The sequence below is a fragment of the Nocardioides kribbensis genome, assembly GCF_015070375.1.
Lineage (GTDB): Bacteria > Actinomycetota > Actinomycetes > Propionibacteriales > Nocardioidaceae > Nocardioides > Nocardioides kribbensis.
Genome location: NZ_JADCLL010000005.1, coordinates 54,141 through 75,782, shown reverse-complemented (window position 1 = coordinate 75,782; position 21,642 = coordinate 54,141). Strand labels below are relative to the sequence as shown.

25 protein-coding genes are annotated in these 21,642 nt (G+C 74.1%); 24 read left to right on the top strand and 1 reads right to left on the bottom strand.

The features are described from left to right. The first annotated feature begins 14 nt into the window (after nt 1-14). From IR170_RS11630 to pdxS, 5 genes are read left to right on the top strand one after another with little or no spacing between them, the layout of a single operon-like run. Nucleotides 15-800 carry a TetR/AcrR family transcriptional regulator gene (locus IR170_RS11630; RefSeq protein ID WP_156697724.1) on the top strand — a complete coding sequence of 262 codons (786 nt, stop codon included), beginning with the start codon at nt 15-17 and terminating at the stop codon, nt 798-800. Beyond that, nucleotides 797-1,357, top strand: coding sequence for an HIT family protein (locus IR170_RS11625; protein WP_319805034.1), 561 nt, complete (start codon nt 797-799; stop codon nt 1,355-1,357). The genes IR170_RS11630 and IR170_RS11625 overlap by 4 nt, the downstream gene beginning before the upstream one ends. Nucleotides 1,358-1,360: 3 nt before the next feature. Next, nucleotides 1,361-2,197 carry an inositol monophosphatase family protein gene (locus IR170_RS11620; RefSeq protein WP_193664245.1) on the top strand — a complete coding sequence of 279 codons (837 nt, stop codon included), beginning with the start codon at nt 1,361-1,363 and terminating at the stop codon, nt 2,195-2,197. Nucleotides 2,198-2,209: 12 nt separating this feature from the next. After that, the gene (pgsA, locus tag IR170_RS11615; RefSeq protein ID WP_193664243.1) at nt 2,210-2,818 is read left to right on the top strand and encodes a phosphatidylinositol phosphate synthase; all 609 of its coding nucleotides are present in this window, start codon (nt 2,210-2,212) and stop codon (nt 2,816-2,818) included. Between the two features lie 52 nt (nt 2,819-2,870). Further along, nucleotides 2,871-3,785 (top strand): pyridoxal 5'-phosphate synthase lyase subunit PdxS, encoded by a 915-nt coding sequence (gene pdxS, locus IR170_RS11610; RefSeq protein WP_056862745.1) that lies wholly within the window; start codon nt 2,871-2,873, stop codon nt 3,783-3,785. A 147-nt stretch (nt 3,786-3,932) separates the two neighbouring features. Here the strand turns inward: pdxS and IR170_RS11605 are convergent, their stop codons facing one another. Then, nucleotides 3,933-4,781 (bottom strand): hypothetical protein, encoded by an 849-nt coding sequence (locus tag IR170_RS11605; RefSeq protein WP_193664240.1) that lies wholly within the window; start codon nt 4,779-4,781, stop codon nt 3,933-3,935. Between the two features lie 249 nt (nt 4,782-5,030). Between IR170_RS11605 and IR170_RS11600 the strand changes: the two genes are divergently transcribed. The 19 genes from IR170_RS11600 to IR170_RS11510 all read left to right on the top strand — a co-directional run bounded on the left by IR170_RS11600 (nt 5,031) and on the right by IR170_RS11510 (nt 21,512). Next, nucleotides 5,031-5,564 carry an alternate-type signal peptide domain-containing protein gene (locus IR170_RS11600; RefSeq protein WP_193664238.1) on the top strand — a complete coding sequence of 178 codons (534 nt, stop codon included), beginning with the start codon at nt 5,031-5,033 and terminating at the stop codon, nt 5,562-5,564. A gap of 4 nt (nt 5,565-5,568) precedes the next feature. Further along, nucleotides 5,569-6,171 carry a signal peptidase I gene (locus IR170_RS11595; RefSeq protein WP_193664236.1) on the top strand — a complete coding sequence of 201 codons (603 nt, stop codon included), beginning with the start codon at nt 5,569-5,571 and terminating at the stop codon, nt 6,169-6,171. After that, complete coding sequence (locus IR170_RS11590; protein ID WP_193664234.1) at nt 6,164-6,772, top strand: SipW-dependent-type signal peptide-containing protein; 609 nt, start codon at nt 6,164-6,166, stop codon at nt 6,770-6,772. Before IR170_RS11595 ends, IR170_RS11590 begins: the two co-directional genes overlap by 8 nt. Then, on the top strand, nt 6,769-7,215 hold the full coding sequence (locus IR170_RS11585) for a hypothetical protein (protein WP_193664232.1): 447 nt from the start codon (nt 6,769-6,771) through the stop codon (nt 7,213-7,215). Before IR170_RS11590 ends, IR170_RS11585 begins: the two co-directional genes overlap by 4 nt. Nucleotides 7,216-7,376: 161 nt before the next feature. Next, the gene (locus IR170_RS11580; protein ID WP_156697726.1) at nt 7,377-7,970 is read left to right on the top strand and encodes an alternate-type signal peptide domain-containing protein; all 594 of its coding nucleotides are present in this window, start codon (nt 7,377-7,379) and stop codon (nt 7,968-7,970) included. Continuing rightward, nucleotides 7,970-8,551, top strand: coding sequence for a signal peptidase I (locus tag IR170_RS11575; protein WP_193664230.1), 582 nt, complete (start codon nt 7,970-7,972; stop codon nt 8,549-8,551). The genes IR170_RS11580 and IR170_RS11575 overlap by 1 nt, the downstream gene beginning before the upstream one ends. A gap of 161 nt (nt 8,552-8,712) precedes the next feature. After that, nucleotides 8,713-9,339 carry a hypothetical protein gene (locus IR170_RS11570; RefSeq protein WP_193664228.1) on the top strand — a complete coding sequence of 209 codons (627 nt, stop codon included), beginning with the start codon at nt 8,713-8,715 and terminating at the stop codon, nt 9,337-9,339. Nucleotides 9,340-9,406: 67 nt separating this feature from the next. Next, entirely contained in the window at nt 9,407-9,973 is a 567-nt protein-coding gene (locus tag IR170_RS11565; RefSeq protein ID WP_193664226.1) for a TasA family protein, read from the top strand. After that, nucleotides 9,970-10,815 carry a hypothetical protein gene (locus IR170_RS11560; protein WP_193664224.1) on the top strand — a complete coding sequence of 282 codons (846 nt, stop codon included), beginning with the start codon at nt 9,970-9,972 and terminating at the stop codon, nt 10,813-10,815. The genes IR170_RS11565 and IR170_RS11560 overlap by 4 nt, the downstream gene beginning before the upstream one ends. Before the next feature lie 61 nt (nt 10,816-10,876). Continuing rightward, nucleotides 10,877-11,476: a pyridoxal 5'-phosphate synthase glutaminase subunit PdxT gene (gene pdxT / locus IR170_RS11555; RefSeq protein WP_056862756.1), complete on the top strand. Its 600-nt coding sequence runs from the start codon at nt 10,877-10,879 to the stop codon at nt 11,474-11,476. An 81-nt stretch (nt 11,477-11,557) separates the two neighbouring features. Beyond that, nucleotides 11,558-12,325: a YebC/PmpR family DNA-binding transcriptional regulator gene (locus tag IR170_RS11550; RefSeq protein WP_056862757.1), complete on the top strand. Its 768-nt coding sequence runs from the start codon at nt 11,558-11,560 to the stop codon at nt 12,323-12,325. Between the two features lie 128 nt (nt 12,326-12,453). Next, complete coding sequence (gene ruvC, locus IR170_RS11545; RefSeq protein ID WP_193664222.1) at nt 12,454-13,089, top strand: crossover junction endodeoxyribonuclease RuvC; 636 nt, start codon at nt 12,454-12,456, stop codon at nt 13,087-13,089. Further along, nucleotides 13,086-13,682: a Holliday junction branch migration protein RuvA gene (ruvA, locus tag IR170_RS11540; RefSeq protein WP_056904373.1), complete on the top strand. Its 597-nt coding sequence runs from the start codon at nt 13,086-13,088 to the stop codon at nt 13,680-13,682. Before ruvC ends, ruvA begins: the two co-directional genes overlap by 4 nt. 49 nt (nt 13,683-13,731) lie before the next feature. After that, nucleotides 13,732-14,748, top strand: coding sequence for a Holliday junction branch migration DNA helicase RuvB (gene ruvB, locus IR170_RS11535; RefSeq protein ID WP_227489176.1), 1,017 nt, complete (start codon nt 13,732-13,734; stop codon nt 14,746-14,748). Nucleotides 14,749-14,952: 204 nt separating this feature from the next. Beyond that, nucleotides 14,953-15,282: a preprotein translocase subunit YajC gene (gene yajC, locus IR170_RS11530; RefSeq protein WP_193664219.1), complete on the top strand. Its 330-nt coding sequence runs from the start codon at nt 14,953-14,955 to the stop codon at nt 15,280-15,282. Between the two features lies 1 nt (nt 15,283). Beyond that, on the top strand, nt 15,284-17,173 hold the full coding sequence (gene secD, locus IR170_RS11525; protein ID WP_193664217.1) for a protein translocase subunit SecD: 1,890 nt from the start codon (nt 15,284-15,286) through the stop codon (nt 17,171-17,173). Continuing rightward, nucleotides 17,173-18,435, top strand: a complete 1,263-nt coding sequence (gene secF, locus IR170_RS11520; protein WP_056862763.1) for a protein translocase subunit SecF — start codon at nt 17,173-17,175, stop codon at nt 18,433-18,435. The genes secD and secF overlap by 1 nt, the downstream gene beginning before the upstream one ends. Next, a complete protein-coding gene (locus IR170_RS11515; protein WP_056862764.1) occupies nt 18,432-18,992 on the top strand; it encodes an adenine phosphoribosyltransferase in 561 nt (186 codons plus the stop codon). The genes secF and IR170_RS11515 overlap by 4 nt, the downstream gene beginning before the upstream one ends. A gap of 270 nt (nt 18,993-19,262) precedes the next feature. Next, the gene (locus IR170_RS11510; protein ID WP_056862989.1) at nt 19,263-21,512 is read left to right on the top strand and encodes a RelA/SpoT family protein; all 2,250 of its coding nucleotides are present in this window, start codon (nt 19,263-19,265) and stop codon (nt 21,510-21,512) included. The last annotated feature ends 130 nt before the right edge of the window (nt 21,513-21,642 follow it).

Genomic DNA, 21,642 nt, shown 5'->3' with positions numbered 1-21,642 from the left:
GGGACGGGGTGGGGATGGCGTCGACCGAGCGCGGCCGCCCCGACGGGCGCCAGGCGCGCTGGGACCGCCACAACCAGGAGCGGCGCCAGCAGATCATCGACGCCGCCCTCGCGGTGATCGAGGCCGGTGAGCCCGGCGCCGAGGTCCACGTGCAGCAGTACGCCGAGCAGGCCGGCCTCAGCCGCACCGTCATCTACCGCCACTTCGCCGACCGCGCCGACCTCGACCGGGCCGTGCAGACCGCGATCGTCGAGGGGCTGGCCGCCGAGCTGCTGCCCGCCGTCACCCTCGACGGCACCATCCCCGAGATCGTCGGCCGCGTCGTGCGCACCTACGTCGACTGGGCCACCACCCATCCCGCGCTGCACCACGTGGCCGAGCAGGACACCTCCCTCGACGGCTCCGGCCCGCTCCAGCAGGGCATCGAGCGGATCGCCGCCCAGGTGGTCGAGGTGATCACCACCGCGGTCGACCTGCTCGACCTCGAGGTCAGCGAGGACGAGCGTGCCGCCCTCGACCCGCTGGTCTTCGGCCTGGTGGGGGCCGTCTTCGGCGCCGTGCGCCGCTGGATGGCCAAGCCCGAGCAGACCCCGCCCGCCCCGCTGCTGGTCGCGCTGACGACCGACTCGGTGTGGTTCATCCTCCAGGGCCACGCCCGGAGCCTGGGGCTGGAGCTGCGCTCCGACCAGCCCATCGAGCAGCTGCTCGAGCAGGCCTCCGCCGCCGTCGACGCGGCCGCGCGGGTCGAGACCAGCGACCTCGTCGACCTCCCGCCCGCCCGGGTCGAGGGCCCCCGGTGAGCGGGCGAGGAGCCGAGGACGAGGCGGTCCTGGTGCAGGACGGCATCGGCGAGCCCGACGGCCTCGACCGGCTGTGGACGCCCCACCGGATGGCCTACATCCGCGGGGAGAACAAGCCGGCCGACGCGACGTCGGGGGAGTGCCCCTTCTGCCGGATCCCCTCGCTGCCCGACGAGGACAGCCTCGTGGTGCACCGCGGCCGGCTGAGCTTCGTGCTGCTCAACCTCTACCCCTACGCGCCGGGCCACCTCATGGTGTGTCCCTACCGCCACATCGCCGACTACACCGAGACCACCGACGAGGAGGCCGCGGAGATCGCCGACCTGACCCGCACCGCCATGCGCGTGGTGCGCTCGGTCTCCGGGGCGGGCGGCTTCAACATCGGCATGAACCAGGGCGAGATCGCCGGGGCAGGCATCGCGGCCCACCTGCACCAGCACGTCGTGCCGCGCTGGCCCGGCGACCAGAACTTCATGCCGATCATCGGGCGCACCAAGACCCTGCCCGAGCTGCTCGGCCAGACCCGCGCGCTGCTCACCGACGCCTGGCCCTCCTGAGCCGTGGCCCCTCCCGCGCCGCGCGACCGGCGTCCCGACCCCGCCGACGTGGAGCTGGCCGTCGCGCTGGTGCGCGACGCGGGGCGCCTGGCGCTGCGCATGCGCGGCGCCGGAGCCCTCGACACGACCCGCAAGACGTCGGTCTCCGACGTCGTCACCGCGGCCGACCACGCTGCGGAGCGGCTGGTGCTCGAGCGGCTCGCCGCGCTGCGCCCCGACGACGGCGTGCTGGGGGAGGAGGGCGCCGAGCGGGTCTCGCGCAGCGGCCGCACCTGGGTGGTCGACCCCGTCGACGGCACCTACAACTTCGTGCGCGGTCTCACCGGGTGGTGCTCGGCCCTGGCCCTGGTCGAGGGCGACCCCTCGCGCCTCGACGCCGCCCTGCTGGGGGCGGTGCACCACCCCCACGACGACACGACCTGGGTCGGCGGCCCGGCCCTGCCGAGCACGCGCGACGGCGTGGCGCTCGACCCGGTGGTCGACCGCACCCTCGACCAGGCCTGCGTGGCGACCTACCGCCACCCCCCGACCCACGCCACCCCGGCCGGCCTGGCCTGGGGCCACGCCCTGGCGCCCGCGGCGACGGTGCGGATGCTCGGGTCGGGGTCGATGGACGCCGCGCTGGCCGCCGGCGGCGTCGTCGACGTGGTCGTGCAGCACTCCGTGCCGGACTGGGACCGACTGCCCGGCGAGGCGCTCCTGCGCGGGGTCGGGGGCGTCGCGCGCCTCGTCGAGGCCGCGGGCCGGCGCTGGTACGTCGCCGGCGCTCCGAGCGCGGTGGCCGAGGTCTGCGACCGCCTGGCCGAGGCGGGTGCCGGCGCCGCGGCGCCGGGCCGCTAGCCTGCTCCCGCCATGATGGAACGTTTCCGCGCCTTCTGGACGAAGGTCATCGCCCCCGTCGCCCACCTCCTGATCCGCCTCGGGGTGAGCGCCGACGTGGTGACCCTCGTCGGCACCCTCGGGCTCAGCGCCGGCGCCCTCGTCTTCTTCCCCCAGGGCATGCTGCTCACCGGTGTGCTGGTCGCGACCGCCTTCGTCTTCAGCGACCTCATCGACGGCTACATGGCCCGGTCGCAGGGCAAGAGCAGCAAGTTCGGCGCCTTCCTCGACTCCACCCTCGACCGCATCGGCGACGGCGCGATCTTCATCGGGCTCTCGCTCTACTTCGCGGGCCCGGGCGACAGCACGCTCTACCTCGTGCTGTGCCTGGTCTGCCTCCTCATGGGGGCGGTGACCTCCTACGCCCGCGCCAAGGCCGAGGGCCTCGGCTTCACCGCGAAGGTCGGCATCGCCGAGCGCGCCGACCGTCTCGTGGCCATCCTGGTGATGACCGGGCTGAGCGCGATCTTCGACGCCCCGATCCTGCTGCACGTCGTGCTGTGGGCCCTCGCCGTGGCCAGCACGGTCACCGTGGTGCAGCGGATCTGGGTCGTGCGCCAGCAGGCACTCGCCGACATGTGAGGACCCTCTCGTCGAATGGGTCGGGCAGGTAAACGGCCGTAGAATTCGTCCCATGGCTGACACCGCTGGCACCCCGTCCGAGACCACCGGCACCGGCACCACCCGCGTCAAGCGCGGCATGGCCGACATGCTCAAGGGCGGCGTGATCATGGACGTCGTCACCGCCGAGCAGGCCAAGATCGCCGAGGACGCCGGCGCCGTGGCCGTCATGGCCCTCGAGCGGGTGCCCGCCGACATCCGCGCCCAGGGCGGCGTGAGCCGGATGAGCGACCCCGACATGATCGACTCGATCATCGAGACCGTCTCGATCCCCGTCATGGCCAAGGCCCGCATCGGCCACTTCGCCGAGGCGCAGGTGCTGCAGAGCCTCGGGGTCGACTACATCGACGAGTCCGAGGTGCTGACCCCGGCCGACTACGCCAACCACATCGACAAGTGGCAGTTCACCGCCCCCTTCGTCTGCGGCGCCACGAACCTGGGCGAGGCGCTGCGCCGCATCGCCGAGGGCGCGGCCATGATCCGCTCCAAGGGCGAGGCCGGCACGGGCGACGTCTCCAACGCCGTCATGCACATGCGCACCATCGGCGGCGAGATCCGCCGGCTCTCCTCGCTGCTGCCCGACGAGCTCTACGTCGCCGCCAAGGAGCTCCAGGCGCCCTACGACCTGGTCAAGGAGGTCGCCGAGCGCGGCTCGCTGCCCGTGGTGCTCTTCACCGCCGGCGGCATCGCCACCCCGGCCGACGCCGCGATGATGATGCAGCTCGGCGCCGAGGGCGTCTTCGTGGGCTCGGGAATCTTCAAGTCCGGCAACCCCCAGCAGCGCGCCGAGGCCATCGTCAAGGCCACGACCTTCTACGACGACCCCGACGTGGTCGCCAAGGTCTCGCGCGGCCTGGGCGAGGCGATGGTCGGCCTCAACGTCGACGAGATCCCGCAGCCGCACCGCCTGGCCGAGCGCGGCTGGTGACTCCCGGGCCCGCCGCGCCCTGACGGGCCGGCGGGTCGCCCGGCACGGCGTCGGCTCGGCCGACGCCGCCCGTCGCCGCAGGGCTCGGCGCAGGGCTCAGGGCAGCGCAGGTCTCAGGGCAGCGCAGATCTCAGCGCAGCGCAGATCTCAGCGCAGCTCGGGGCAGGGCAGGCGCGCCCGGTCACGAGCCGTGAGGGCGTCGTAGTCGCCGACCAGGTCGAGCACCCGGCCCGTGGTGTCGAGGTAGGCGCGGAAGTCGTAGGGCGCGGCCGCCCAGTAGAGCTGGGGCTCCCCGCCGTCGGCGACGGTGTAGCGGCCCGACGGCTCGCCCATGAGGTCGACCACGACGCCCGACGGCGACCCGGGCTCGAGGTCGCACCACGCCGCGACCCACTGCGCGGTGACGGCGTCGTCGACGGCCCCGCCGCCGCGGGCCACCGTGGCCAGCACCCGCCACCGCGCGTCGTCGTAGGTCATCGTCACCGTCTGGTCGCGGCCGGGCAGGTCGGCCGCCAGCACGGTCCGCTCCGCGGTGGCCGAGGTGACCTCGAGGCCGGCGACGTCGGTCTCGAGGGTCTCGGTGGGCTCGTCCCACAGCACCCCGACGAAGCCGGTGCAGGGGTCGCCGAGGCCGGCACGACCCAGCAGGATCGCCCTGCCGCGCAGCTCGATCGTCAGCTCGGGCGCCTGCCGCGCACAGGCCCCGGCGGCGTCGCGCGCCGCGAGCGCCCCCAGCCACGCCAGGTACGCCGACTCCGCGGCCGTGCCGCCGCCGGGCGCGCCGGGGCCCGCCGTGGCGTCGCCGGCGTCGGATCCCGCGTCGGACCGCGCGGCGGACCCGGCGTCGGGTGCACCGGTGTCGGCGGGGGCGGTGGCGACCGACGGGTCCACCGGGAGCGGGGCGGCCCTGCGCGGGGTGCCGGGGTCGGTGCAGGCGCCGAGCCAGAGGACGGGGGCGAGGAGCAGCGCCGCGACGGCGACGCGGGCCCGGGTCATGGCGTCAGCCTGCCACGCGGCGTACACCCCCGGCGGCGCACGGACGGGCGGGCCCGTCCGGGCCATGCCACGACCCGCGCCGCGCACCGACGGGCGGGCCCGCCCGGGCCATGCCAGGACCCGACCGGGTGGACCGGGTGGACGGACGGGTCATCGACGCGCGGAAGCCTCCGACGGGCGCCGTGCCGACCGATGGGCACGGGGAGCCGGTTGCCGCCAGGGCGCTGCCGGAGCCAGGAGGGCGTCGACGTGCGCACCATCGTCAAGGGATCACTCGCCGCGGGCGCAGGCGTCGTGCTGCTGCTCGGCGGAGCCGGCACGCTCGCGGTGTGGACCGACGCCGAGGACCTCCCCGGCACCGGCTCCACCAGCGGCTACCTCGACCTCACCGACCCGGTCTGCGACCCGTGGGAGCTCGACGGGGGCGCTGCGTTCACGACCCAGCTGATCGTGCCGGGCGACGAGCTCAGCCACCGCTGCACCTTCACCCTCGACGCCGCGGGTGAGCACCTGTCGGCGACCTTCGAGACCTCCGACCCCGTCGTGACCGAGACCAACGCGCTGGTCGACGACCTCGTGGTCTCCACCGCCTACACCGTCGCCGGCGTCCCCGTCGACCCGGAGGCCGGCGGGGTGGCGGTGCAGGACGGCGACGTCGTCACCGCGGTGGTGACCGTGTCCTTCCCGCTGGGGTCCGACAACGCCAGCAACGTGCCGACCGCCGGGCTGCAGGCGACGCTCGAGGACATCACGGTCACCGCGACCCAGGGCCACTCCGGCTGAGGCCGTGCGCGTCGTGACGTGGGTCCGTCGCGTCGCCCGGGTCGCGGCCTGGGCGGCGACACTGCTCGCGCTCGCAGCGCTGACCGTGGGGCTGGTCGTGCCGCGTCTCGCGGGCGGGTCGGCCTACACCGTGCTCACCGGCTCGATGCGGCCCGGACTGCCACCGGGCACCCTGGTCGTGGTGCGGCCGGTCGAGACCGGCGAGCTGCGCACCGGCGACGTCGTCACCTACCAGCTGCGCAGCGACGAGCCCGCCGTCGTCACCCACCGCGTCGTGGCCGTGGGGGTCGACGGGGCGGGCGAGCTGCGCCTCACCACTCGGGGCGACGCCAACGACGTCGCCGACCCCGTCGGCGTGCGGCCCGAGCAGGTGCGCGGACGGCTCTGGTACGCCGTGCCGCACCTCGGCCACGTCGGGCGGCTGCTCAGCGGGGAGCAGCGGCGGCTGGCCGGCCTCGTCCTGGCCGGCCTGCTGCTGTCCTACGCCGCCTCGGCGTACGCCCGGGCGGTGCGGGAGCACCGCGCCGCGTCGTCGCGGCGCACCTCCGTCGCAGCGGGGCGGCACCGGGCCCCGGTCGAGCACCCCCGCGAGCGCGCCGATGCCTAGCCACCGCGCGACCCCCGCCCGCGGCGGGGTGCCCCGGCCGCTGCGGTCGCTGCGGGTGCAGGCGGCGCTCGGTCTCGCGGTCGTGGCCTGCGTCGCGACCACCGGCACCTGGGCGGCGTGGACCGACGAGGTGCCGGTCAGCGGCGCCACCGTCACCGCGGGGAGCATCGACCTGACCGTCGACGGCGGCAACGCGGTGACCGGCTACGCCTCGCTGTCGGTGGGGGCGATGGTGCCCGGGGGCAGCGTCGCGGCGGTGCTCACCGTGCGCAACGCGGGCACCGCCCCGCTGCGCTGGACCGCCACGTCGACCGCGACCAACGCCGACGGCAAGGGCCTGGCCGCGGCGCTGGCGGTCAAGGTGACCGGCGACACCGCGGTCTCGGGCAGCGCCCCGGCCACCACCTGCGCCGGCACCGCCCTGGCCGGCGCGGGCTCCACGCTCGGCGGGGCGCTGGTCGGGACCGGTCGCACCCTGGCCCCCGCCACCACGGAGAAGGTCTGCGTGCAGCTGACCCTGCCCGGCACGGCGGCCAGCGGCTTGCAGGGCGCCACGACGGCGGTGGCCCTCACCTTCACGGCCTCCTCGGACCTGTCGTGACCCCGCGGCACCGGGGCGGTCCACGTCCGCACGGCCGGGCCCGCGCCGCGGCGCACGCCACGCTGGCGGCGCTGGCGCTCGCCGCCGGCCTGCACCCGGCGCCGGCGCAGGCCGCCCCCTGGACCGACACCGTCGGCGTCATCGGCACCACCCTGGGCGCAGCCACCGTGCCGGCGCCGGCCACGTTCACCTGCACCGGTCTGGGCCTCGGCAGCGTGCGGTTCACCTGGTCCGCGGTGGCGGGCGCGACGAGCTACACGGTCTCCTACGACGGCGGAGCCGGGTCGGTGACCACGACCGGCACCTCGGTGGACCTGGCGGGCCTGCTCAGCGGGGGCACGGCCTGGGTGCGGGCCCACGTCGCCTACCCGTCGGTGACCTGGTCCTCGGTGCCCTCGACCACCCGCACCTACACCTTCGTCGTCGTGAGTCTCTGCGGCTGACCCGCGCCACCGCACCCGGGTCCCGTCCTGGCCCGCACGGAAGCCGGTGAGTAGTCCGTCCGGGCCGGTGCGGCGCCGGTCGGGCAGAACCCCTGACCCGTCGTGACCATCTCCGTCCGGCGGCCATGACCCCGGCTGCGAGGGTCCGTTGAGGAGGTGTCTTGCCCGCCACCCACCGACCGGAGCCCCTCATGAACAAGACCACCAAGGGTGCCCTCGCGGCGTCCACCGCCGCCGTGCTGCTGCTCGGGGGCGCCGGCTCGCTGGCCTACTGGACCGACAACGACGTCGTGCAGCCCGGGTCCTTCGCCAGCGGCGAGATCAAGCTGACCAACGGCACGTGCGCGACGAGCTGGACCTACGCCCCCGGCAACGCCAAGGCGGGATCCGTGGTGACCGCCATCGTCCCGGGGGACAAGATCACGAAGACCTGCACCTTCACGGTGCTCGCCAAGGGCGACAACCTGTCGGCGACGCCGACCCTCCCCGCGGTGATCCCCGTCCGCAAGACGTCGTCCGACCCGGGTACGTCCACCCTCGACGCCACCGCCGCCGCGACCTACACCACCACCAGCGGGTTCACCGCGGGCAAGCTGACCCCCTCGAACAACAACGACACGCTGAGCGCGGCCATCACGGTCTCCTTCCCGTACGGCGACGCGACCACCAAGAACGCCAACGACACCCAGAACCTCATCGCCGCGGTCGACGCGCTCACGGTGTCCCTGGTGCAGGACAACCCCAACCCGGCCTGATGCGCAGCCGCAGCCGCAGCCGCAGCCGCAGCCGCGGCACAGCGCGGGGCTGGGCGGGGCAGGTCGCCGCCTGGACCGTGCTGCTCGCGGTCGCGGCGGTCGTCGCGGCCGGGGTCGTCGTGCCCCGGGTGGTCGGGGCGACGCCCTACACGGTGCTCACCGGGTCGATGGCCCCGACCTACCCGCCGGGGACCCTCGTCGTGGTGAGGCCCGTCGACGCCGACGACGTCGGCCCGGGCACGCCGGTGACCTTCCAGCTGGAGTCCGGACGGCCCGAGGTCGTGACCCACCGCGTCGTCGGCGTGGCCTACGACCTGACCGGCCGGCGGCTGTTCACCACCCAGGGCGACGCCAACCCGGTGCCCGACGCCGAGCCCGTCGAGGCCGCGCAGCTGCGCGGCGAGGTCTGGTACGCCGTGCCGCACCTCGGCCGCGTCAACGCGCTGCTCACCGGCCACCAGCGCCAGGTCGCGGTGTGGGTCGTCGGCGGTGGGCTGCTCGCCTACGCCGGCGCCATGTTCGTCGGAGCCGCCCGCGAGCGGGGTCGCCGCCCGCGCCCGACCCACCTGCGCACCGCCTGACCTGCACCGCCTGACCTGCACCGCCTGACCTGCACCGCCTGACCTGCACCGCCTGACCTGCACCGCCTGACCTGCACCGCCCACCGCGACCGTCCGCGGGTGCGCCGCCGACTGCTCGACCGACCGCCCGCCCGCCCGCCCGATCCAGGAGAGGAGCCACCGTGTCGCACGCCCGTCGCCTCCGCGCGGTGCTCGTCGCCGCCGTCCTGGTCGCGCTGCCGGTGAGCACCGTCGCGATGCGCCCGGTGGCCGGGCCGCCCGAGGCCGGGCCGGGCCGGGCCGAGGAGTCGGCGCTGCGCGACACCGACGTGTCGTCGTACCTCGCGGTGTCGCGCGACCGCGCCTTCGACACCGCCTGGGACGGACCCGTGTGGGGCCGCGGGGTCCGCTGGGTGCCGGGGGACCGGCGTGCGGGGGACTTCTGGGTGCGCAACGACGGCCCGGCGCCGGCCGACCTGACCCTCACCGTGGCCTCGCGCGGCGCGAGGCCGCTGCTGAGCGCAGACCGGTTCAGCGTGCGGGTGGCGGGTCGTGCGCGTCGCGGTGCTCCCAGCGGCGACCTCACGCGGAGCCTCGCCCGGGTGGAGGGGTCGCTGCGGCGCACCGCCCCGGTCGTGCTCGCCTACCACCTGCGCCCGGGCCGGCTGGTGCACGTGCGGGTCATCGCCGCCCTGGCCTACACCGCCGGCAACCGCACCCAGGGCCGGGGATCGCGCGTGTCCCTCGAGCTCCGCCTGACCCAGGACGTCAACGGCTTCCGCGACGACACGGTGGTGCTCCGTGGCTGAGCACCGCAGGAGCCGGCGGCCGTCCCGGCCCGCGCGCACCCGCTCCACGGGCCGCCGTCGGGCAGTGATGGCGCGACGCGGTCGGGCCACCAAGGGCTGGGCGGCGCTGGCGCTGGCCGGCGGACTGGTCCTGGGCGCCGGCAGCCAGGGCACCTTCGCCTTCTGGAGCGACACCGACACCGTGGCCAGCGGCTCCTTCACCACCGGGCGCCTCGACCTCACCGTCGACGGGGCCCAGGGCAACCCCACCGCCTACGCCGCCACCAACCTCGCGCTCGCCACGATGGTGCCGGGCGAGAGCGTCGCCGCGACGCTCACCGTGCGCAACGCCGGCGACGCGCCCTTCACCTTCCGCGCCAGCGCCACCAAGGCGGGCGACCTGGCCACGCCGCTGGTGGTCGAGGTGCTCGCCGGGTCGACGCAGACCGGCGACGACGCGACCTACCCCCGCACCGAGGGGTGCTCCGGCGGCACGCCGCTGTCGCCCACCACGGCGACCCGGCTCGACGTCGCCGCCTCGCTGACACTGTGCGTCAAGGTGAGCCTCCCCTTCGAGACCGCCGACACCTTCCAGTCCAAGACGACCCCGAGCACCGTCTCCGTCGCGCTCGCCGCCACCCAGGTCGCCGCGTGAGCCGCGCAACGCTCGTGGTGCTAGCGCTCCTGCTGGGGCTGGGTGTCGGAACGACCCTCGGGTCGAGGACCCCCGCGACCCTGGCCGCCTTCTCCGACTCCGCCGCCGCGACCAGCGGAGGGCTCACCAGTGGGGCGATCGCCAAGCCGACCTCGCCGGTGGGCAGCCGTTCGCTGGCGGGCGCGGTGACCCTGAGCTGGGCGGCCACACCGGCGGGCACCGGCACGGCCGGCACCTACCGGGTGCTGCGCTGGAGCGCGCCCACGGGCGGCACCAGCGTGCAGGCCTGCGCCACCACGGCCCCCACCACGACCTGCTCCGACGCGGGCGCGCCGCTGCTCGCCACCGCCTACTACTCCCTCGTCGCCACTGTCGGCGCCGCCTGGAGCAAGGAGTCGGACCGGGTGGCGGTGCCGGTGGCCGGCTCCTCCGACACCGTCGCCCCCGCGCTCTCCGTGGGCTTCCCGACCACCGGCACGTCCTTCTCGTCCGGCTCCATGTCGACCAAGGTCGCCGCCGGCTGCCCGGCGGGGGGAGTGGCCTGCGGCTCCACGTCGGACAACGTCGCCACCACCGCGGTCACCTACCGCCTGGAGCGGCGCAGCGGCGCCGGCCCGGTCAGCGTCACCGAGTGCTGGAACGGGTCGGCGTGGTCGGGGGCCACCTGCCTGCTCGGCCAGCAGCCGGCCACGCTGGTCGGCGGCACGGCCTGGCGGGTGCCGGGGCTGCTGGAGCCCGCCTACCCCAACGCGTTCGGCGCGGCGGCCTTCACCCTCACCGTCCGTGCCGTCGACGCCGCCGGCAACGCCACCACCGCGACCAGCACCTTCTCCACCACCTGACCCGCCCCGCGCGCTCCCACCTGCCCGCGCGGGGATCCGGGCCCGGCCCTACGATCGCCCGGTGCCGTCACCCCGCATCGGAGTCCTCGCCCTCCAGGGCGACGTCGTCGACCACGTCCGCGCGCTGCGGGCGCTGGGGGCCGAGGCGACCGGCGTACGCCGCGCAGCGGAGCTGGCCGCCGTCGACGCGCTGGTCGTGCCGGGCGGCGAGTCGACCACGATGATCCGCCTGGCGAGGGTCTTCGACCTGCTCGGACCGCTGCGCGAGCGGATCGCCGAGGGCCTGCCGGTGCTCGGCACCTGCGCGGGGATGATCATGCTGGCCGACCGCGTCGAGGACGCCGCGCCCGGGCAGGAGACCCTCGGCGGGCTGCACGTCACGGTGCGCCGCAACGCCTTCGGGCGCCAGGTCGACTCCTTCGAGGGCCCGCTCGACGTGGCCGGCCTCGACTCCCCGGTGCACGCCGTCTTCATCCGGGCGCCCTGGGTGGAGGCCGTCGACGACGACGTCGAGGTGCTCGCGCGTGTGGCGCACGGTCCGGCCGTGGGTAGGATCGTCGCGGTCCGGCAGGGCCCGCTCATGGCCACCTCGTTCCACCCCGAGGTCGGCGAGGACACCCGCATCCACGGGTTGTTCCTCGACCTGGTCCGGGAGCGCTGACCGGCCGGCGCAGCACTTCGACAAGCACGACCGCCCCGGTGCGCCGGGAGCAGGGCGTGGACGGACGGGAAGAGGGAACGCATGTCGGGGCACTCCAAGTGGGCGACCACCAAGCACAAGAAGGCCGCGATCGACGCCAAGCGCGGCAAGATGTTCGCCAAGCTGATCAAGAACATCGAGGTCGCGGCCCGCATGGGCGGCGGTGACCCCACCGGCAACCCGACGCTCTACGACGCCATCCAGAAGGCCAAGAAGTCCTCGGTGCCCAACGACAACATCGACCGCGCGGTCAAGCGCGGCTCCGGTGCGGAGACCGGCGGCGCCGACTACCAGACGATCATGTACGAGGGCTACGGCCCCTCCGGCGTCGCGATGCTCATCGAGTGCCTCACCGACAACAAGAACCGCGCCGCCATGGAGGTCCGCACCGCCATGACCCGCAACGGCGGCTCGCTGGCCGACCCGGGCTCGGTGTCCTTCCTCTTCCACCGCAAGGGCGTCGTCGTGGTGCCCGCGCAGCAGGAGGGCAAGACCGTCTCCGAGGACGACGTGCTCGAGGCGACCCTCGAGGCCGGCGCCGACGCCGTCAACGACCTGGGGGAGGCCTTCGAGGTCGTCTCCGAGCCCACCGACCTGGTGGCGGTGCGCACCGCGCTGCAGAGCGCCGGCATCGACTACGACTCCGCCGACGCCTCCTTCGTGCCCGACATGCAGGTCGCGCTCGACAAGGACGCCGCGGCCAAGATGTTCCGCCTCGTCGACGTCCTGGAGGACCTCGACGACGTGCAGAACCTCTACGCCAACTTCGACGTGGCCGACGACGTCATGGCCCAGCTCGAGGACGCCTGACCCGAGGCTGCACCCCGGCCCGCGTGTCGCCGCGGCGCAGGTCGGTCGTGGTGGGTAGCGTTGCCTGCGAACACATGTTCGACGCGACGCCGGCCCACCGAGGTCCGGCGCGAGGACCAGGAGGCGCGATGCGGGTGCTCGGGATCGACCCCGGCCTGACCCGCTGCGGCCTCGGGGTGGTGGAGGGGTCGGTGGGCCGCCCGCTGACCCTCGTCGACGTCAACGTCGTGCGGACCTCCTCGCACCTGCCGGTCGCGGAGCGCCTGGTCACCATCGAGAAGGGCGTGGACGCCTGGCTCGACGAGTTCTCACCCGACGCCGTCGCGGTGGAGCGGGTCTTCGCCCGCTCCGACGTGAGCACGGTGATGGGCACGGCGCAGGCCAGCGGGATCGCCATGGTGTGCGCGGCGCGACGCGGGCTGCCGATCGCGCTGCACACCCCCAGCGAGGTCAAGGCCGCGGTCTCGGGCAACGGTCGCGCCGACAAGCAGCAGGTCGGGGCGATGGTGACCCGGATCCTGCGCCTCGACGCGCCGCCGAAGCCGGCCGACGCGGCCGACGCCCTGGCCCTGGCCATCACCCACATCTGGCGCGGCGGGGCCCAGCAGCGCCTCGACGCCGCCGTCGGGGCCAGCGGCGCGCGCGCCCACCGGCAGGCGCAGGTCGACGCCCAGGTCAGGGCCCAGCGGGCCGTCCAGCAGCAGGCGCGCAGGCGCGCGCTGGAGCAGGCCGCCGAGGTCGCGGCCGGGAGGAGCAGCAGGTGATCGCGTTCGTGCACGGCCAGGTGGCCACGGTGGGCCTGTCCAGCGCCGTCCTCGAGGTGGGCGGCGTGGGGCTGGAGCTGCTCTGCACCCCCGGCACCCTGGCGTCGCTGCGCGTGGGGCAGCCGGCGACCCTGCCCACCAGCATGGTGGTGCGCGAGGACTCCCTGACGCTCTTCGGCTTCCTCGACGACGACGAGAAGGCCTGCTTCGAGCTCGTGCAGACCGCCTCCGGCGTCGGCCCCAAGCTGGCCCAGGCGGTGCTGGCCGTGCTCGCGCCCGACGACCTGCGCCGCGCGGTCTCGGCCGAGGACGTCAAGACCCTCACGCGTGTGCCCGGCATCGGCCAGAAGGGCGCGCAGCGGATCATCCTGGAGCTCAAGGACCGCCTCGGCGCGCCCGTCGGCGGTCGCTCGGCGCCGGCCGCCGCCTCGGCCGAGCCGTGGCGTGAGCAGGTGGCGACCGGTCTGGTCGGTCTGGGCTGGTCGGCGAAGGACGCCGAGAAGGCCGTCGACGCCGTGGCCCCCGAGGCGGGGCCGGTGCCCGACGTCGCTGCGCTGCTGCGCGCCGCGCTGCGCTCGCTGAGCAGGGCCTGACGTGCGCGAGGAGGACCTCGCGGCCGCCGAGGACGCCTACTTCGGGTCCCTGACCGCCGCCGAGGCCGAGGGCGACGAGCGTGCGGTCGAGGCCGCGCTGAGGCCGCGCAGCCTCGACGAGGTCGTCGGTCAGGCCCGGGTGCGCGACCAGCTGGGCCTGGTGCTGGAGGCAGCGCGCATGCGCGGGCGCTCGCCCGACCACGTGCTGCTGTCGGGGCCGCCCGGTCTCGGCAAGACCACGCTGGCCATGATCATCGCCCACGAGATGACGGCACCGCTGCGCCTGACCAGCGGCCCGGCCATCACCCACGCCGGCGACCTGGCCGCGATCCTGTCGGGGATGAACGAGGGCGAGGTCCTCTTCGTCGACGAGATCCACCGGATGTCGCGGCCGGCGGAGGAGATGCTCTACATGGCGATGGAGGACTTCCGCGTCGACGTCGTCATCGGCAAGGGGCCCGGCGCCACCGCCATCCCGCTCGAGATCCCGCCCTTCACCCTCGTCGGAGCGACCACCCGTGCCGGGCTGCTGCCCGGCCCGCTGCGTGACCGCTTCGGCTTCACCGCCCACCTCGAGTACTACGAGCCCCACGAGCTCGACCGCATCGTGCACCGCTCGGCGGGCCTGCTCGGGGTCGAGCTGCGCCCCGACGGCTCCAGCGAGATCGCCTCGCGCTCGCGCGGCACCCCGCGCATCGCCAACCGCCTGCTGCGCCGGGTGCGCGACTTCGCGCAGGTCCGCGCCGACGGCGTGGTCACCCTCGACGTGGCGCGCGCGGCGCTGGACCTCTACGAGGTCGACGAGCTCGGCCTCGACCGGCTCGACCGGGCCGTGCTCGACGCGCTGTGCCGCCGCTTCGGCGGCGGCCCCGTGGGGGTCTCCACCCTCGCCGTGGCCGTGGGGGAGGAGCGCGAGACCGTCGAGGAGGTCGCCGAGCCCTTCCTGGTGCGCAACGGCTTCCTGGCCCGGACCCCCCGCGGGCGCATCGCCACCCGCGCGGCCTGGCACCACCTCGGCCTGGCCGCACCCGCCGCGGTCGCCGACACGGCGCTCTTCGACGACTGAGCGGTCGCGCGCCGCGTGGCCGCGACGCCGCCACCCGCCGGGCCCGCGCGACCTGGTCCGAGAGGGTGTGGCGGTGCGCGCCCCGCCGGGCACGGTGGTGCACGACGTGGCCTGGGCCACGGCTACACTTTGCCGTCGGTCGCCCCCGGGACTCCTCCGGGGTCCCGCGGCCCTGCACCCACTCCCTGCTCGAGAGGTCTTGTCGTGTCGACGCTCGTCAACCTGCTGCCGATCATCCTGATCGCGCTGGTGTTCTGGCTGCTGATCATCCGGCCGCAGACCCGGCGCCAGAAGGAGCTCGTGCGGATGCAGGGCTCCCTCACCGTCGGCGACCGGGTGATGCTGACCTCGGGCGTCTTCGGCGAGGTCCGCGAGATCACCGACGAGCACGTCGGGGTCGAGATCGCCGACGGCGTCGTGATCCGCGTGGTGCGCGGGGCGATCGGCTCGATCATCCCCGCCCACGACCCGCTCGAGGACCCGACCGACGGGCCGGCTCTCGGCGAAGGCCGCACCGAGACCGAGGAGCGCTGACGTGGCGCGCCCCTCGACCCGTCCGGGCCGCACCCTGGTGGTGTTCTTCCTCGGCGTGGCGATCCTCTACGGGCTCACCGCGCTGGCGGGCACCTGGAAGCCGGCCCTGGGCCTGGACCTCCAGGGCGGCACGCGCATCGTCCTGATCCCCGACGGCGACCCCTCGCAGGAGAACCTCGAGGAGGCCCGCCAGATCATCGACGACCGCGTCAACGGCTCCGGCGTCTCCGAGGGCGAGGTCACGACCTCGAGCGGCAACATCACCGTCGAGATCCCCGGCGAGGACCAGAGCGACCTCGAGGAGACCGTGCAGCGCACCGCCCAGCTCCGTTTCCGTCTCGTCGCGTGCTCCCCGCTCCTCGGCACCGCCTGCGGCGCGGCCGGCCAGGTGAGCACCGACCCCGGCACCCAGGTGCCCGGCGCCACCAGTCCCGGTGGCCAGCAGGGTGGGCAGCAGGGCGGCCAGCAGGACGGCACCCAGCAGGGTGGCCAGCAGGACGGCACCCAGCAGGGTGGCCAGCAGGACGGCACCCAGCAGGGCGGCCAGCAGGACGGCGCCGGTCAGAGCGGCAACAACCGGCCCGCTCCCGGCTTCGCCCAGCGTGACCTGTTCACCTCCGGCACGGCCTCGCCCAGCCCCAGCGACCAGCCCAGCGGCCAGGCCGGCGACGGTGCGAGCACCAGCCCCTCGGCCCAGCCCTCCGGCAGCGCCTCGCCCTCGGGCAGCGCCAGCCCGGGCGCCGCCGCCGGCGGCCAGGCCGCGATCGACAGCTGCCTGGCGGCCGCCGCCGCCGACGAGACCCTGGCCGACCCGCTGGCCTGGATCAACAGCCCCACCCCGGCGTGCGCCGAGGCGTTCACGGCGTACCAGTGCCCCGCCGAGGGCACCGGCCAGGCCATGCCCGACGACCCGGCCACGCCGCTCATCACCTGCGACGACGAGGGCATCCCCTACCTGCTGTCGAGCTCGATCATCGAGGGCACCGACCTCACCGACGCCGCCGCGGGCATCCCGCAGGGCCAGGTCGGCTGGGCGGTCACCCTGTCGTTCAACGGCGAGGGCACCGACACCTTCGGCGAGGTCTCCCAGGCCCTGGCCGGCCAGGAGCGCCCCTTCGCCATCGTGCTCGACGGCGGCGTGATCTCCGCGCCCACCATCGACACCCCCATCCTCAACGGCGAGGCCCAGATCACCGGCGACTTCGGCGAGGAGGAGGCCGACAGCCTGGCCACGAGCCTGAAGTACGGCTCGCTGCCGATCGCCTTCGGTGACACCTCGGTCGAGACGATCGGCCCCTCGCTCGCGGGCAGCCAGCTCAGCGCCGGCATCTACGCCGGCGCGGCCGGCCTGCTCCTGGTGATGCTCTACTGCCTGGTCTACTACCGCGGCCTGGGCCTGGTGGTCGTCGGCTCGCTCGCCGTCGCGGCGGCCATCACCTACGCCATGGTCCTGCTCCTGGGCGCCGGCGCGGGCTTCACGCTGACCCTGCCCGGCATCGCCGGTCTCATCATCGCGGTCGGTGTCACCGCCGACTCCTTCATCATCTTCTTCGAGCGCATCCGCGACGAGATGCGGGAGGGCAAGTCGATGCGGGTCGCGGTCGAGTCGGGCTGGCAGCGCGCCCGGGTCACCCGGCTGGCCGCCAACGTCGTCTCGCTGCTCTCCGCGGCGGTCCTCTACATCTTCGCGACCGGCGTCGTGAAGGGCTTCGGCTTCGCGCTGGGCCTCTCGACGCTGATCGACCTCGCGGTGCTGTTCTGGTTCACCAAGCCGATGGTGTCCTACCTCGCGCGCTACTCGTTCTTCAACGGCGGCGGTCGGCTCTCCGGCCTCAGCCCCGAGACCCTGGGCATGGACCGGGTCCCGGCCACGGCAGGAGGCAAGGCCTGATGGGCACGTTCTCACGGCTCGGCAACGACCTCTACGGCGGTCGGAAGTCGATCGACTTCGTCAACAAGCGCGGCCCCTGGTACCTCGTCTCGGTGCTGCTGGTGGCCGCGGCGATCGCCATCGTGCTGCTCAAGGGCCTCAACTTCGGCGTGGAGTTCACCGGCGGCACGCAGTTCGACGTCGACGTCGCTGCGAGCTCCGCGACCCAGGACACCGCCGACGAGCTGCGCCAGGAGATCGCCGACTCCGGGATCGAGGCCGCGGGCACGCCCACGGTCACGACCTCGAGCCGCGACGCGCTCATCGTGCAGACCGAGAACCTCTCCAACGCCGACAACGACGCGATCCTGCAGATCATCGACGACGTCACCGGCGCGTCGGGCGACGCGATCTCCCAGACCGAGATCGGCCCGAGCTGGGGCCAGCAGGTCGCCCAGCGCGCCGTGCTCGGCGTGGTCATCTTCCTCATCCTCGTGGTGCTCTTCATCTGGGCCTACTTCCGCGAGTGGAAGATGTCGGTGGCCGCGCTGGTCGCGCTCTTCCACGACATCGCCATCACGATCGGCATCTACGCCCTCTCCGGCTTCCCCGTGACACCGTCGGCGGTCACCGGTCTGCTGGCGATCCTCGGCTTCTCGCTCTACGACACCGTCGTCGTCTTCGACAAGGTCCGCGAGAACACGACGTCGGCCGAGCTGCGCCGCACCCGCTACACCTACGCCGAGGCCGCCAACCTGGCGGTCAACCAGACGCTGGTCCGGTCGATCAACACCGCGATCGTCGCGCTCATCCCGATCGGCGCGATCCTCTACGTCAGCACCGTGCAGCTGGGCGCGAGCTCCCTGCAGGACCTGGCGCTCTCGCAGTTCGTCGGCATGGCGGTCGGTGTCTACTCCTCGATCTTCCTGGCGCCCCGCCTGCTGGTGCACATGAAGTCCTCGGAGACCGAGGTCAAGCTGGAGGAGAAGCGCGCCAAGGCCCGGGCCCGGGCCATGGCCGACCCCTACGCCACCGTGCCGAGCTTCGCCGAGGACATGCCGGTCGAGGACGAGCCGGGCGCCGACCCGGCCGACCGCCCGGTCGTCGACCGCGACCGGCCGCAGATCGCCGGCAACGCCCCGCGCACCGCACCCCCGCGGGCCTCGGAGGCGGTGGGACGCGGTCGGGTGGTGCCCCCGTCGCGGGGTCCGGTCGCCGACTCCCGCGCCGCCGGTCGGCAGCAGCCCTCGCGCCAGACCCGCTCCAAGCGCGGCAAGAAGTGACCTCGCCCGGCGAGGACCCGCTCGCCCCCGCCCGTGACGCCCTGGCCCGGTTGATCCTCGACGTGGCCGACTACCCCGAGCCGGGCGTGGTGTTCAAGGACATCACCCCGTTGCTCGCCGACCACGACGGCCTCAGCGCCGTGGTGGCCGCGCTGGCCTCGGCCGGGCGCTCGGGCGCCGACAGCGTGGTGGACAAGGTCGTCGGCATGGAGGCGCGGGGCTTCATCCTGGCCGCGCCGGTGGCGCTGTCCCTCGGTGCCGGCTTCGTCCCGGTGCGCAAGGAGGGCAAGCTGCCCCGTGAGACCCACGGCGTCTCCTACTCGCTGGAGTACGGCGAGGCCACGCTGGAGATCCACCGCGACGCCATCGCCCCCGGCGACCGCGTCCTGCTCGTCGACGACGTGCTCGCCACCGGCGGCACGGCGCGCGCGACCCAGCAGCTGGTCGAGCAGTGCGGCGGCAGCGTCGTCGGTGTGGCGGTGCTGATGGACCTGTCCTTCCTGCCGTGGCGCGAGGCGCTCGGCGAGCTGCCGGTGACCACGCTGATGACGGTCTGACCCGGCCCGGCCACGGACTAGACTGACCAGGTGACCGAGGAGCGCACGGCCCCGCAGGCCGGGTCCGGTGCGCCCGGCCCCGCCGACTCCTCCGCGGGCGCCGCGGCGGACGCCGCCTCGTCCCCGTCCTCGTCCGGCCCTGCGCCGCGTGTCGAGCCCGGCACTCCGGTCGACCGCCCGGGCGCGCCGCGCCAGCCGACCCGCACGCCCCCGCGGCGCCCCGACCGCGTCGCCGACCACCGCCAGGTCGAGGCGCCGTCGTCACGCAGCATGCGCTCCCGGCTGGCCCGGATGGGCACGCGCAGCGGCCAGAGCGGCACCAACCCCGTGCTCGACCCGCTGTTCCGCGCCGTACGCGCCAACCACCCGAAGGCCGACCTCGCGCTGCTCGAGCGGGCCTACGCCACCGCCGAGCACCACCACGGCTCGCAGATGCGCAAGAGCGGCGACCCCTACATCACCCACCCGCTCGCGGTGACGACCATCCTGGCGGGCATCGGCATGACCGAGCCGACGCTGGCCGCGGCCCTGCTGCACGACACCGTCGAGGACACCGACTACACCCTCGAGCAGCTGACCAAGGACTTCGGCGAGGAGGTCGCGCTTCTCGTCGACGGGGTGACCAAGCTCGACAAGGTCCGCTACGGCGAGACCGCCGAGGCCGAGACCATCCGCAAGATGATCGTCTCGATGTCGCGCGACATCCGGGTGCTGGTCATCAAGCTCGCCGACCGGCTGCACAACATGCGCACCCTGCGCTTCGTGCGCCAGGAGACCCAGGAGCGCAAGGCCCGCGAGACCCTCGACATCTACGCCCCGCTGGCCCACCGGCTGGGCATGAACACCATCAAGTGGGAGCTGGAGGACCTCGCGTTCGCCACCCTGCACCCCAAGATCTACGACGAGATCGTGCGGATGGTCGCGGAGCGGGCGCCCTCGCGCGACCAGTTCATGGCCGAGGTCATCAACCAGGTCGAGGCCGACCTGCGCGAGGCGAAGGTCAAGGCGAAGGTCACCGGTCGCCCGAAGCACTACTACTCGATCTACCAGAAGATGATCCTGGGCGGTCGGGAGTTCTCCGACATCTACGACCTGGTCGGCATCCGCGTGCTGGTCGAGGAGGACCGCGACTGCTACGCCGTCCTCGGCGTGCTGCACTCCCGGTGGAACCCCGTGCTGGGGCGCTTCAAGGACTACGTCGCGATGCCGAAGTTCAACATGTACCAGTCGCTGCACACCACGGTGATCGGTCCGCAGGGCAAGCCCGTCGAGATGCAGATCCGCACCTTCTCCCAGCACCGCCGCGCCGAGTACGGCGTGGCCGCGCACTGGAAGTACAAGGAGGACGGCCGCGCCGGCCTCGACACCGACCGTCGCGCCGAGCCCGGCCAGACCGGCGGCGACATGACCTGGGTGCGCCAGCTGCTCGACTGGCAGAGCGAGGTCGAGGACCCGGGCGAGTTCCTGGAGTCGCTGCGCTTCGAGATCAATCGCGCCGAGACCTACGTGTTCACCCCGCGCGGTGACGTGATCGCCCTGCCCTCGGGGGCCACCCCCGTCGACTTCGCCTACGCCGTGCACACCGAGGTCGGCCACCACACCATCGGCGCGCGGGTCAACGGCCGGCTGGTGCCGCTGGAGTCGACGCTGGAGAACGGCGACGTCGTGGAGGTCTTCACCTCCAAGTCGGTCAACGCCGGGCCCTCGCGCGACTGGCTGACCTTCGTGAAGTCGCCGCGCGCCCGCTCCAAGATCCGCCAGTGGTTCACCAAGGAGCGGCGCGAGGAGGCGATCGAGCAGGGCAAGGAGCAGATCGCCAAGCTGATGCGCAAGGAGGGGCTGCCCCTCAAGCGGCTGCTGTCCCACGAGTCGCTCACCCTGGCCGCCGAGCACTTCAAGATCAGCGACGTCTCCGCGCTCTACGCCGCGGTCGGCGAGGGCAACCTCTCGGCCCAGGCCGTCGTACGCCGCGTCATCGACCTGCACGGCGGCAGCGAGGGCGCGCAGGAGGACCTCGCCGAGGCCGTGACGATCACGGGCCGGCGCGGTCGCAGCAAGGTCGCCGGGGCTGGCGACGCCGGCGTGGTGGTCAAGGGCGCGCCCGACGTCTGGGTCAAGCTCGCCAAGTGCTGCACGCCGGTGCCGCCCGACGCGATCCTCGGCTTCGTCACCAAGGGCGGGGGAGTCTCGGTCCACCGCCAGGACTGCACCAACGCCAGCTCGCTGCAGTCGCAGCCCGAGCGGCTGCTCGAGGTCGAGTGGGCGCCGGACTCCAAGTCGACCTTCCTGGTCAACATCCAGGTCGAGGCCCTCGACCGGGCCCGGCTGCTCTCCGACATCACGATGGCGCTCTCCGACGCCCACGTGAACATCCTCTCGGCCAACCTCTCCACCACGCGCGACCGCGTGGCCAAGAGCCGGTTCACCTTCGAGATGGCCGAGACCAAGCACCTCGACACGGTGCTGCGCGCCGTGCGCGGCGTCCCCGGCGTCTTCGACGCCTACCGCGTCACCCAGTAGTCCGCGCCGCGGCGCCGGTCGACCTCTTACTGACCGTTGAGACCTCTACCTGACAGTCATGACGGTCAGGTAGAGGTCCCAACGGTCAGTAGGACGCGAGGGCCGCGGCGCTCAGCCGGGGCCGACCGAG